This is a genomic window from Petrotoga sp. 9PW.55.5.1 (genome assembly GCF_003265365.1).
GTDB lineage: Bacteria > Thermotogota > Thermotogae > Petrotogales > Petrotogaceae > Petrotoga.
The window spans coordinates 1-12,535 of sequence record NZ_AUPM01000015.1 but is presented as its reverse complement, the minus strand read 5'-3'; the positions used below and the strand labels follow the sequence as shown (position 1 = coordinate 12,535).

Annotated in this window: 10 protein-coding genes and 2 pseudogenes; all 12 read left to right on the top strand. The window is 33.2% G+C overall.

Annotated elements, in window-relative coordinates; all coding sequences use genetic code 11:
* Positions 1-352: 352 nt before the first annotated feature.
* Positions 353-1,117, top strand: coding sequence for a TIGR00266 family protein (locus tag PW5551_RS02675; RefSeq protein WP_113074281.1), 765 nt, complete (start codon positions 353-355; stop codon positions 1,115-1,117).
* A 345-nt stretch (positions 1,118-1,462) separates the two neighbouring features.
* Entirely contained in the window at positions 1,463-2,353 is an 891-nt protein-coding gene (locus PW5551_RS02670) for an alpha/beta fold hydrolase (protein ID WP_113074280.1), read from the top strand.
* Between the two features lie 65 nt (positions 2,354-2,418).
* Entirely contained in the window at positions 2,419-3,429 is a 1,011-nt protein-coding gene (locus PW5551_RS02665) for a 3-oxoacyl-ACP synthase (RefSeq protein WP_113074279.1), read from the top strand.
* A gap of 26 nt (positions 3,430-3,455) precedes the next feature.
* Positions 3,456-4,199, top strand: a complete 744-nt coding sequence (gene fabG / locus PW5551_RS02660) for a 3-oxoacyl-[acyl-carrier-protein] reductase (protein WP_113074278.1) — start codon at positions 3,456-3,458, stop codon at positions 4,197-4,199.
* Between the two features lie 18 nt (positions 4,200-4,217).
* Positions 4,218-5,534, top strand: a complete 1,317-nt coding sequence (locus PW5551_RS02655; RefSeq protein WP_113074277.1) for an acetyl-CoA hydrolase/transferase family protein — start codon at positions 4,218-4,220, stop codon at positions 5,532-5,534.
* A 21-nt stretch (positions 5,535-5,555) separates the two neighbouring features.
* A pseudogene (locus tag PW5551_RS02650) lies at positions 5,556-6,760 on the top strand (acetyl-CoA C-acetyltransferase).
* Between the two features lie 82 nt (positions 6,761-6,842).
* Positions 6,843-8,072: an ABC transporter substrate-binding protein gene (locus tag PW5551_RS02645; protein WP_113074275.1), complete on the top strand. Its 1,230-nt coding sequence runs from the start codon at positions 6,843-6,845 to the stop codon at positions 8,070-8,072.
* Between the two features lie 81 nt (positions 8,073-8,153).
* Positions 8,154-9,080 (top strand): branched-chain amino acid ABC transporter permease, encoded by a 927-nt coding sequence (locus tag PW5551_RS02640; RefSeq protein WP_113074274.1) that lies wholly within the window; start codon positions 8,154-8,156, stop codon positions 9,078-9,080.
* Complete coding sequence (locus tag PW5551_RS02635) at positions 9,077-10,012, top strand: branched-chain amino acid ABC transporter permease (RefSeq protein WP_113074273.1); 936 nt, start codon at positions 9,077-9,079, stop codon at positions 10,010-10,012. The genes PW5551_RS02640 and PW5551_RS02635 overlap by 4 nt, the downstream gene beginning before the upstream one ends.
* A 12-nt stretch (positions 10,013-10,024) precedes the next feature.
* The gene (locus tag PW5551_RS02630) at positions 10,025-10,741 is read left to right on the top strand and encodes an ABC transporter ATP-binding protein (protein WP_113074272.1); all 717 of its coding nucleotides are present in this window, start codon (positions 10,025-10,027) and stop codon (positions 10,739-10,741) included.
* Positions 10,741-11,448 carry an ABC transporter ATP-binding protein gene (locus PW5551_RS02625; RefSeq protein ID WP_113074271.1) on the top strand — a complete coding sequence of 236 codons (708 nt, stop codon included), beginning with the start codon at positions 10,741-10,743 and terminating at the stop codon, positions 11,446-11,448. Before PW5551_RS02630 ends, PW5551_RS02625 begins: the two co-directional genes overlap by 1 nt.
* Positions 11,449-11,620: 172 nt before the next feature.
* Positions 11,621-12,535: pseudogene (locus PW5551_RS02620) on the top strand (methyl-accepting chemotaxis protein); the annotation flags it as partial.

The following is a 12,535-nucleotide window of genomic DNA, read 5'->3' as shown; positions in this document are numbered from 1 at the left end:
ATTTACTTTGGTTAGAAAAGCTTTTAGAAAGTCATAGAATATTTCTTTGTCTTCAAAGAGTTCTTTGAATATTGAGTCTTTGTTCGACATTGTTTTTCTCCTTTGTTTGTAGGATTGAAGTCATCTATTTAAATTATACCATAGAAGTAAAGGTTTTGGTTGAAAAATCGCATTCGATATTTTCATTAAAAACTGTAGAAAATCTGAAAAAAGGAACGAAATAAAAGATCATATTAAGACTTTTAGGGGTTATAATATTATGTAATATAATCAAAGATTATTGATCAAACCTTTCTAATTAGAACTTTCAAAATTAAAAAATTGATAAGCTTAGAAAAAGGAGGGCTTTGGAATGGCAGATGTAATAGATTACAAAATATTTGGGGATGACATGCAGTTGGTGGAAATAGAACTTGATCCAGGAGAAGGTATCAGAGCTGAAGTTGGTGCAATGATGTACATGGAAAATGAAATTGTAATGCAAACAAATACAGGAGGTGGACTATTTAAGGGATTAAGAAGGATGATGACTGGCGAAAGTTTCTTTATAACTAATTTCATACAAAATGGTTCAGGGAAAGGGCATGTAGCATTTGGAGCACCATATCCGGGAAAAATTGTTCCCATCGACCTAATTCAATTTAACGGAACTTTCATCTGTCAAAAGGATAGCTTTTTGTGTGCTGCCAACGGAGTTGAAATAAACATCGAATTTACAAAAAGAATGGGAGCCGGCTTATTCGGTGGTGAGGGATTTATACTTCAAAGGTTGGAAGGTCATGGCATGGCGTTTATACATGCAGGGGGTGCGATAATAGAAAAGCGTCTTCAACCTGGAGAATCCTTAAAAGTTGACACAGGATGTATTGTAGGATTTGAAAATACAGTAGATTATAATATACAATTTATTGGTGGTTTTAAGAATGCTCTGTTTGGTGGAGAAGGCATGTTCTTGGCAAAATTGACTGGGCCGGGAATAATATATCTACAAAGTCTTCCGTTTTCAAGATTAGCTGATAGGATAATTTCTGCTTCAAGGTATCAAAATAAAGGAGAAGACAGAAACAATCTTAGAGGGTTCATGGGAGGAATATTCAACGACGACAGAAGATTTTGAAATCTTTCCTAATTAATTTTTTTAAATGAGTTAGATACAAAGACTTTTTATAATTTTGCACCCGCTGTACTTCCTAAAAAGAGGTCCAAAAAAGTGGGTATATCTTTTTTTATTTTATTCAATAATAGTTTTACACCACATAAATTTTGATAGATCCTGACCTTTTTAAAAGATTTTTCAAATAATGAGAAAACTTAAGATTTAATTCCTTAATCGCACCTAATTGCTCTTAACTTCTTCTGGTTCAATCTAAATAACGTTAATCACATTTGTATTATATGTTAAAATGATTTATACTAAAAGTGAGAGATGGTTCAGGTTTAATTTTAAAAGGGGAGTGAAAAAATGAAAATATCTATGAATAAAGTGGAGTTAAAGAATGGTGAAACCATTGGATATAGACATAGAGAAGGCGGAAATAAAGTTTTGATTTTGGTTCATGGTAATATGACATCTTCAAAACATTGGGATGTGTTCATGGAAGCATTTGATTCAGAATACACTATTTATGCCCCAGATTTAAGGGGATTTGGTACTTCGACTTACAATAAACTAATTAATTCTTTAGACGATTTCAAAGAAGATTTAAAAGATTTTGTTGACAGCATAGGCATCAAAAACTTTGATTTAATGGGGTGGTCGACAGGTGGAGGTGTTTGCATGATTTTCGCTTCTGACTACCCTGAGTATGTGAACAAACTTGTCTTGCTGGAATCTGTTGGTACAAAAGGTTACCCGATTTTTAGAAAAGATGAAAACGGCAAGCCGATTATAGGAGATTTTTTAAAAACAAAAGAAGAAATTGCTCAAGATTTTGTTCAAGTTATCCCTATACTCAATGCCTATAAAAATAGAGACAAAGAGATGCTGAAAATGATATGGGAAGCTACTATTTATACACATAACAAGCCCGAAGATGAAAAGTACGATGAGTATTTAGAAGATATGTTGACTCAAAGAAATCTTGTGGACGTAGATTATGCTTTAGCTACGTTCAATATTAGTAACGAATTCAATGGAATAAAAAGTGGTGATAAAAGAGCTGCAACAATACAATGTCCCACTTTAGTTTTATGGGGTGAAAATGATTTGGTTGTTCCTGAGCAGATGGCTCTTGATATCAAGAGGGATATTGGAGAGAATGCTCAACTTGTTTATTTAAAAAACTGTGGACATTCACCGTTAATAGATGATTTAAAACAATTGACCACTGTTGTGGAAAATTTTTTAAAGTAATTAGCTTTTTATTATATATTTTTTGAGAGCTGATTCACCTATTGAAAATTTTAGGAGGTTTGTTTATGGATAATGTTGGAATAATGGGCTTAGGAATTTATATACCTGATAATTATATATACCCAGATGAAATTGCAAAAAGAACAAATATTCCTCAATGGGTTATTGAAGAGAAGTTTGGGATCTTAAAAAAACCTATTCCCAGCTCAAAGGATACTACTAGCTATATGGGTATAGAAGCAGCTAAAGATGCCATTTCAGAAGCAGGAATAAGTCCTAAAGATATTGACCTTGTAATTTGGAATGGTGCTCAACATAAAGATTATCCATGTTGGCTTGCGAGTTTAAAAGTAGCATATGAGATTGGAGCTACTAATGCCTGGGGTTTTGATATGGAAGCGATGTGTGGCTCAATGATGGTAGGAATGGAAACTGCAAAATCTTTAATGTTAGGTAATAAAAATTTGAATACGGTTCTTCTTGTAAGTGGGTATAGAAACAATGATTTGATTAATTATAATATTCCAGAAACATCCTTTATGTTTGATCTTGGAGCAGGTGGGGCAGCTGTAATTTTAAGAAAAAACTTGAATAAAAATTTGATTTTAGAATCATCTTTTAAAGGTGATGGATCATTTTCAGAACAGTGTGTGATTGAAGTAGGCGGTACAAAGAAATGGCCTATGGAACCAGAAGATGCAAATAAATATTATTTTACAGTTAAAGATCCTGAAAAATTCAAAAATAATTTGAATGAAAAAACTATGCCCAATTTTTATGCGGTTATAAGAGATTCTCTAAAAAAATCCGGTTATACAGAAAAGGATATCGCTTACCTTGCTATTTTACATTTTAAAAGATCTGCACATAAAGCGGTACTTGAGGAATTAGGACTTAATGAAAATCAAACCACATATTTAGAAAATTACGGTCATTTAGGTCAAAATGATCAGATATTATCTATGAAATTAGCTTTGAAAGAAGGAAAAATAAAATCGGGGGATATAATAGTTTTAGTAGGAGCTGGGTTAGGGTTTGTATGGGCTGCTACAACTGTAAAATGGGGAAATATCTGAAAAATTAGAATTTAGGAGGTATTGGAATGGATAGAATGAAAGGAAAGGTTTGTGTTGTAACAGGTGGCGCTAGGGGTATAGGAAGAAGTATTGTTGAGAAATTTTCTGAAGAAAATGCAGAAATGGTTTTTGCTCTAGATATGAACAAAGATACTTTGGATGAGCTTGATAAGCAAACCCCACAAAACGTGAGAACTTTTGTCCTTGATGTAACTAAGAGAGAAGAGATTAAAATTTTTGTGGAAAAAGTCAAAGAAGAATTTGGAAGAATAGATGTCCTCGTTAACAACGCTGGAATAACTAAAGATGCTTTGCTACAAAAAATGCAAGAAGAAGATTGGGATGTTGTTATTGATGTTAACTTAAAAGGCGTTTTTAATATGACACAATTTGTTTCTAATCTCATGTTAGAAAATGGAAAAGGTAGCATAGTGAATATTTCGTCTATCGTAGGTGAGAGAGGAAATATTGGGCAAACAAACTATGCAGCAACAAAGGGTGGAGTTATATCTATGACCTATACTTGGGCTAAAGAGTTAGCCAGAAAAGGGGCTAATATAAGAGTTAACGCTGTAGCTCCAGGTTTTATAAAAACTCCTATGACTGAAAAAATACCCGAAAAAGTTTTAGAAAACATAGTTTCAAAAGTTACTTTAAAGAGGATGGGAGAGTCAGAAGAGGTTGCAAATGCAGTATTATTTTTAGCTTCTGATGAAGCCTCATATGTTACTGGTCATGTATTGGATGTAAATGGAGGCACAGTTTTATAACCGAGGAGGAAATAAAGTATGTGGAAAGAAAAGTATAAGCAAAAATTATTGTCAATTGAAGAGGCTATAAGCTCTTTACCTAAAAGATGTACAGTAGTTGTAAGCATGGCAGCTGCTGAAGCTCAAGGATTTTTAAGTAATGTACACAAATTCAAAGATCATTTTGAAAAGATAAAAATTGTTACTTGCTTAGATACAGGTTATTATGACTTTTTTTTAAAAAAAGAATATGAAGATAATTATCAATTACATACTTGGTTTTTTTCTGGTTCGACTAGGAAGTCAAAGTATAAAGATAATTTAAAAATAGTAGATTTCATACCAAATAATTTACATATGGCTGGAATGGATAAAATTATGGCTGAAAAAGAAGAAGGAAACACGGTAGTTTTTTGGGCAACTTCTGCCCCTTTTCAAGAAAATACTGGATATTTCAATTTAGGAATATCAAATGTATATGAAAAAGATATGGCAGAGAACGCTGATATAGTAGTGATGGAAGTAAATGAAAAAATGCCTTTTATTCATGGAGATACCGAATGGCATATCAATAATGTGAATATGATAGTCGAGTCTAATTGGGAAATACCAGAAATCCCAATAGCAGAACCCAAAGAAGAAGAAAAGAGAATAGCTCAATATATAGCAGATTTAATACCTGATGGTTCCACCTTGCAGATTGGTATTGGTGGGATACCAAATGCAGTAGGAAAACTTCTTGAAGATAAAAAGGATTTAGGAATTCATACAGAGATGCTAACAGAATCTATGATAGACCTTTTCGAAAAAGGTGTCATAACAAATATGAAAAAATCATTATGGAAGGGAAAGTTTATTATTGCTTTCGCCTTAGGAACTCAAAGAATGTACGATTTTATAAACAACAATCAAGGAGTTTTTGAGCTTAGAGGTAGATACGTTAACGACCCTTATGTAGTATGTCAAAACGATAATATGGTTAGTTTGAATACCGCAATTTCTGTAGATTTAACAGGACAAGTTGTCTCTGAAGCTATAGGAACTCAACAGATTTCTGGAACAGGAGGCCAACTGGATACACACCGCGGAGCGATAAAAAGCAAAAATGGAAAAGGAATAATAGCTCTAAGATCAACTGCAAAAAATGGAACTATTTCTACTATTGTTCCCATGCTACCTCAAGGAGCCCCTGTAACTGTCCCAAGACAGGATTTAGATTATGTCGCCACAGAGTGGGGAGTAGTTCATTTAAGAGGGAGAAGCGCTGGTGAAAGAGCAAAAAAATTAATTTCTATTGCCCATCCAGATTATCGAAAAGAATTAGAAAATAAAGCTATGGATTTGGGACTGATATAAAAATTTGTAGGAGGTAAAAAAATGGGTAAAGTTTTTATTGTTTCAGCAAAGAGAACAGCGATTGGTACTTTTGGGGGAACTTTAAAAGATATTCCTGCTCCAAGGTTAGGTGCAGAAGCAATTAAAGCTATCCTCCAAGACAGCAAAGTAAAACCTGAAAATATTGATGAAGTTATTGTAGGCAATGTATTGATGGCTGGTCAGGGAATGGGCCCAGGCAGGCAAGCATCAATATATGCAGGTATCCCAGAAGATAAACCTGCCTACGCAGTAAATATGCTATGCGGAAGCGGTATGAAAAGTATCATGATAGGTGCCACTGATATAAAAGTAGGAGATGCAGATTTGGTTGTTGCAGCTGGTATGGAAAGCATGTCCACCTCACCTTTCATTCTACCTTACAAGACAAGATTTGGGGCAAAATTTGGATCGTTTGAAGTTCAAGATCATATGATATTAGATGGACTTACAGACGTTTTCAACAACTATCATATGGGAGTAACAGCTGAAAACGTTGCAAAAAAACACAATATAAGTCGAGAAGAACAAGACGAATTTGCCTACACCAGTCAAATGAAAACTAAAGCAGCTATTGAAGCAAACAAATTCAAAGATGAAATTATTCCAATAACTATAAAAACAAGAAAAGAAGAAATAACTTTTGATACAGATGAACATCCAAGATTCGATAGTTCAATAGAAAAATTATCAAAACTAAAGCCAGCTTTTGTTAAAGATGGAACTGTAACAGCAGGTAACGCTTCTGGAATTAACGATGGAGCAAGTGCAGTTTTGTTAGCTTCTGAAGAAGCTGTGGAGAAATTTGGACTAAAACCTATTGCAGAATTAGTTGGTTACCATCAAGCTGCTTTAGATCCAGCTTATATGGGTTTAGGACCAGTACCTGCTATTAAAGGTGTTTTAGAAAAAACAAAAATCAAAATGGATGAAATCGAATTAATAGAACTAAACGAAGCCTTCGCAGCTCAATCTCTAGGGGTTTTAACTGAATTATCTGATATTTATGGAAAATCCAAAGAATGGTTTCTAGAAAGAACAAACGTTAACGGAGGAGCAATTGCTTTAGGCCATCCGATAGGGGCGTCTGGGAATAGAATAATTGTAACTCTTTTGTATGAAATGAAAAAAAGAAATAGTGAATACGGATTAGCTTCACTCTGTATTGGTGGAGGTATGGGACTGCCGTTATTATCAAGAATGTATAGTCAAAAAGGAAGGAGGAGATAAAAAACAAATTCTCATTTACTTGATTCGTTGTAAGTTACCAAAATATTGGAGGTGAAACAAGTGAAAAGATTTTTTGTTATTTTGTTGAGTTTTATCATGATTTTCTCGATTCTCACCGCAGCAGAAAAACCTATTAAAATTGGTGCTGTGAACCCGCTCGGAGATATTACGGGAAATCAAGCTACAAAAGCTATGCGTCTGGCAGTCAAGGAAATCAACGATGCTGGTGGAGTTTTAGGGAGACCTTTAGAACTTGTTGTAATAGATTCTGAATTAAATCCCGCAAAAGGCGCTGCTGCTATTGAAAGGCTCGCAACAGTTGAAAGAGTAGATTTTTTTGTAGGTGGAATGGCTAGCGGAGTTCATTTAGCTCAAATTCCCATTTTGAAAAAATATCAAAAAATCACTGTTTGGATTGGCGCGGCATCTCATCAAGCAGAAATAGCTATGGGACCCGACGCTGATTGGTATTTCCATCTACATCCATGGGATTACCAACAAGGTGAAGGTTACGGTTTAGGTTGGAGAGAAATTAATGAAGTTTATTCCGATTTGAACATAAAGAAAATCTTTCTGGCTTACGAAGAAGGCGCTTTTGGAACTGATTCATATACTGCATATTTAGATCTGTATGAACAGGCTAAGAGAGGAGAAGGACCCTGGAGAGGAATAATGGATGAATTTAAGGGTGCTTCCTTCAAAAGTGCTGCTCTTGGCGGAGGAGATTATAGGGCGATGTTAAATCAAGCCAAATCCTTTAACCCTGATCTTTTTGTGTGGGCAGGTTATGATGCAGATGCTATTCCAATGGTTGCCCAAGCTAAAGAAATTAATTTTCAACCTCATCTACTTGTAGGTGCTCCTCCAGGATGGCCCGCAGATTTCGGAAAAAGTCCATTATCCAATAATGTAATTTTATACGGTATGTGGGCTCCGACTTTAAATGATGTGAGTCCAACTGCAAAACACTTCTATGATGCATATGTTGAGATGTGGAATGAAGAACCAGCAACATACTTTGCTCCTTTGGGATACACAAATATATATTTCTTGGCTGAGGGTATTAAAAAAGCAGGAACTTTAGATAAAGACGTTTTGATTCCGGCATTAAGAAGCCTGGAATTTGAAGATACTGCTTTGGGAGAGCCTTTAAAAATAGAACCCAGTAATATAATTAAGAATCAGGGATTTAAGTACCAGAAAATTTTGCAATGGCAAAATGGAAGGCAAGAAGTAATTTGGCCTTTAGACTTACAAACTGCCGATTTAGTTTATCCATTTACTTTTTGAAAATAGTTATAGTTAGAAAAAGGTGGCTGGATTTTACCTTCCAGCCCCTTTTAAATAAAAGATGTTAAGGTGGTGTTCAACTTGGAGAAGCCTATTTTCCGAATAAACAAAACATTTTTTGCTTTCCTAATTTTCTTAATAGTAGTTGCATTATGGAATCCTTTAGCGTTAATATATGGAGTCCAAAGGGGTGGTTTATATTCACTGATAGGATTACCTTTGGCATTGATATTAGGTATAGTGGGGATATTAAATTTAGCTCATGGAGATTTTTTAACTTTAGGACTATACATTGGATATGTTTTTTTTAATTTATGGTCAGTTGATCCATTAATATCATCGATTCCTCTGTTTTTCATACTTTTTTTTATTGGTATGGGTTTATATTTAATTTCTATTAGATTCGTTTTAAAGGCAGGACATTTGAATCAGCTGTTATTAACTTTTGGTATATCAATGATACTTATAGAAATTATTAAAATAATTTGGACCACAAGACCTAGAAGTGTTTATACCCCTTATGCCTCTACGTCTTTCGCTGTTGGGAATCTTACAATTGGGATTTATGAATTTATTTATCCTGTCCTAGCGATAGTTATACTAATTCTTCTTCAATTGTTTTTAAAGAAAACTACGTTGGGGCAAGCTGCATCAGCAGTAGGACAAAATCCAAAGGGAGCAGAGATCATTGGTATCAATACTAATTTTGTTTATCTCATGGTTTTTAGCATCGCTTTTGGAATTATTGGTATAGCCGCATCACTCATGTTACCTCGAACGCCTGTATTCCCATTATCAGGAAACGCCTTTACTTTAAAATCTTTTGCTCTTGCAGCTATGGCTGGATTGGGGAATTTAAAAGGTATATTGATAGGAGGAATTACCCTTGGAGTTGCGGAAGCTGTTGTTCAATCCATTCCGGGTTATGGTGGATGGTCTGATGTTGTATTCTTTGGTGTCTTGATAGTAGTAATATTGATAAATGCCAATAGGAGGCTCGAATCATGAGAGATATTTTGTTATTTATTATAGCCACTGTAATATTAATATTTTTGCCTTTCTTTACAGGAGCTTATTTCCTTCAGGTTCTAATGACTATCTTAATATATATGACACTAGCTTTAAGCTGGGATATTATGCTGAGAACAGGGCAATTATCTTTTGGCACAGCTGGTTTTTTTGGAGTTGGAGCATATGCTTCTATAATTACTTTTTCAAATTTTGGGTTTCCTCCTATATTAAGCATCTTTTTTGCTGGAGGATTAGTAGCCCTAATAGCTGCAGGATTAGGGTTTGTAGTCCTTAAATTGAGAGAAATATATTTTGCCATTACAACTTTAGCTTTAACCATGGTTTTTTCAGTAATTATAAGAAACATGCCGAAATTAACTGGAGGTGCTAGCGGTAAAGTTTTACCAAATGTTATTTTTAATGGAAATTCAACTAAAATATATTGGTTGATATTATCCATGGCTTTAATCACAATAGTAATATCAGAAATTTTTACCAGAACTAGAATACAGTTTGCAATTAATTCTATAAGAAATGATGAAATAATAGCCAAATCTAGTGGAATAAATATTTTTAAGTATCTTATACTTATTTTAATTTTAACTTCTGCACTTCAAGGAGCTACAGGAGCTATTTATGCTCAACAATATGGATTTGTGTCTCCTGAAACGACATTTTCTTTAGACTTCCTGCTATTACCTATGGCTATGGCACTTGTTGGTGGAATATATTCCACCTGGGGGGCAGTAATAGGAGCTGTAATTTTAGGTTTTGCTTCAGAATATCTCAAGCTTATAATGCCCTATGGTCACTTAATTATCTACGGAATAATGATAGTCTTAATAATACTGTTTTTACCGAATGGAATATACGGTACAATAAGGGATAAAATATATGTACGTAAAACTGAAGCAGCAAGTAAAACTTAGGAGGAATATTTGATGAGTATATTAAAAACAAAAAACCTTACAAAAAGATTCGGAGGATTAATTGCAACAAATAAGGTAAATTTAATCATAAACGAAAATGAAATATTGGGTGTAATCGGACCTAATGGTGCAGGAAAGACAACCTTTGTTAATCTGATAGCTGGTTTAACTTATCCTTCTGAAGGTGAAATTTTTTTTAAAAATCAAAATATAGAAAATCTCCCTGCTCATATTAGGAACAGAATGGGAATAGCGCGAACTTTTCAGTTGGTTCGATCAATTAAAAACTTTACCGCATTAGAAAATATAATGGTTGGTTCTTTATTTGGAGCAGGTGAAAAACTAAATGAAGCAAGAAAAACAGGATATGAAATATGTGAACTTTTAGAGCTAAAAAATACTAATTCACTTGTTGATAAACTCACCGTTCTTGATTTAAAAAAAGTGGAAATAGGACGGGCTTTAGCTTCTAAACCTGATATTTTATTCCTAGATGAAGTTATGGCTGGCCTAAATTCAGATGAGACATGGCAAATGATAAATTTAGTTAAAAAATTAAGAGATACCGGATTGACAATTGTAATAATAGAACACGTTATGGGAGTAATAAGAGAATTAACTGATAGAGTAGTGGTATTAGAGTCAGGAAATATAATTGCTGAAGGAATTTATGAAGAAGTTTCCAAAGATCCTAAAGTTATATCAGCATATTTAGGGGAGGAAGATTGATGTTAGAGATAGAGAATTTAAATGTAAAATACGGAAAAATACAAGTAATATGGGATTTATCAATTAATATCCAAAACAAAGAAGCTATAGGAATTTTTGGGCCAAATGGTTCTGGAAAAACTACTTTGATAAACTCTATAATTGGATTAGTCAAAGCTGAATCAGGAAACATTTATTTTGAAAAAAATTCTTTGATTGGATCTGAAACTCATAAAATTGTTCGAAAAGGCATATCTTTAGTACCCCAAGAACGTGAACTTTTCCCACTAATGACGGTTGAAGAAAATTTAAAATTAGGAGCGGCTTATATACCTGAAGCTAAAAATAAAATTGAGAAAAATCTAGAATTTGTTTTTTCTATTTTCCCTATTTTAAAAGAAAGATCAAATCAAAAAGCTGGTACTATGAGTGGAGGGCAACAAAGAATGTTAGCAATAGGAAGGGGGTTAATGGCCAATCCAAAACTTCTAATTTTAGACGAACCTTCATTGGGCCTTCAGCCTTCGCTTGTTATAGAACTTTTTCAAAAGCTCAAAGAAATTAAAAAGACAGGAATGTCTATATTATTAGCCGAACAGAATGTAAAGCAAGGATTAAAAGTAATAGACAGAGGATACGTTATTGAAAATGGAAGAATAATAATGGAAGATACTTCTGATAATCTTGCTAATAGCGAACATATAAAAAAGTCCTATTTGGGCGTTTAATAATTTTTAACTTAAAAATTGGCATCAAGACTTCTATAAAATTAACGTAATCAGTTATCCCAACTCATTATAAAAGTTCCTTTATTTGAAGAATACAAGGTAATATTATTTAATATTTAGTTTTATTATGGAAGTAAGTTTATTGTCTTTTCAGTTAGGAGGCTTTAATTCGTTGAAAAATAGTATAAAAGTACGTATATCACTTATTGTAATAATTATGTTTATTCTATTTGGTTTATCGGTTTCATTCAACATAGTATCTTTGTTTGACTCTAACAAAGGATTAGAAGAATATAAAAGAATGGCAGAAGATGTAAATTATTTTTCACAAATTGAAAATAATTTATTTCAAGCCGCTTTATCTCTTAATGAATATGTTAAAGATTTTAAAATAGAAAAAGAAGAAGAATTTATCGATTACACAGAAAAAGCTAAAAATGTTATCCTTAATCTTAAAAATTACAATGTTGAAAAAATAGAAAATACTATATCCAAGTATCAAATTCTTTTTAATCAACTAGTAGCCTCAAATAAAGAAAAAAATTCTCTTATTAAAGATTTTATGGAATATGGACCTCAATTGGAAGAAATTGTTAACGAGTTTATTAGTTTAACTCAAGCAAAAGGAGCTTCTTCTTCATTAACTATATATTCTCAAAGAATTATTGACGAAAAGGATAGAATTTTTGAAGTTTCATCACAATATTTTAAAACTTTATCAGAAGGAGATAAAAATAATACTAAAAGTGTATTTGAAAATCTAGAACTTCAATTGTCAACTTTGGGATATAGTATAGTGGATGATGAATTAAATGCTACTTTTTTAGAAATAAAAGGTATCATTAACTCTTTTAAAGAAACCTTCAACCAAATAGTAGAAACGATAGAATCACAAGAACCGATAATACAAGAAATGGAAGGAATGAGAGTAGAAATCCTAAACCTACTAGGAGAACAAACAGCGGAACTAAAAATCCAGCAAGACACATTAGGACCAACACTCATAGAAGAAAACCAAAAAGCGATAATGCTCACGATAGTACTAACGATAATAGCGTTTGTAGTATCGATAATAATGATAATATAC

What these genes read in the sequence shown, in the direction of transcription:
- fabG (WP_113074278.1), top strand. Translation starts at nt 3,456, where the DNA reads ATGGATAGAATGAAAGGAAAGGTTTGTGTTGTAACAGGTGGCGCTAGG.
- PW5551_RS02655 (WP_113074277.1), top strand. Translation starts at nt 4,218, where the DNA reads ATGTGGAAAGAAAAGTATAAGCAAAAATTATTGTCAATTGAAGAGGCT.
- PW5551_RS02665 (WP_113074279.1), top strand. Translation starts at nt 2,419, where the DNA reads ATGGATAATGTTGGAATAATGGGCTTAGGAATTTATATACCTGATAAT.
- PW5551_RS02625 (WP_113074271.1), top strand. Translation starts at nt 10,741, where the DNA reads ATGTTAGAGATAGAGAATTTAAATGTAAAATACGGAAAAATACAAGTA.
- PW5551_RS02670 (WP_113074280.1), top strand. Translation starts at nt 1,463, where the DNA reads ATGAAAATATCTATGAATAAAGTGGAGTTAAAGAATGGTGAAACCATT.
- PW5551_RS02630 (WP_113074272.1), top strand. Translation starts at nt 10,025, where the DNA reads ATGAGTATATTAAAAACAAAAAACCTTACAAAAAGATTCGGAGGATTA.
- PW5551_RS02635 (WP_113074273.1), top strand. Translation starts at nt 9,077, where the DNA reads ATGAGAGATATTTTGTTATTTATTATAGCCACTGTAATATTAATATTT.
- PW5551_RS02675 (WP_113074281.1), top strand. Translation starts at nt 353, where the DNA reads ATGGCAGATGTAATAGATTACAAAATATTTGGGGATGACATGCAGTTG.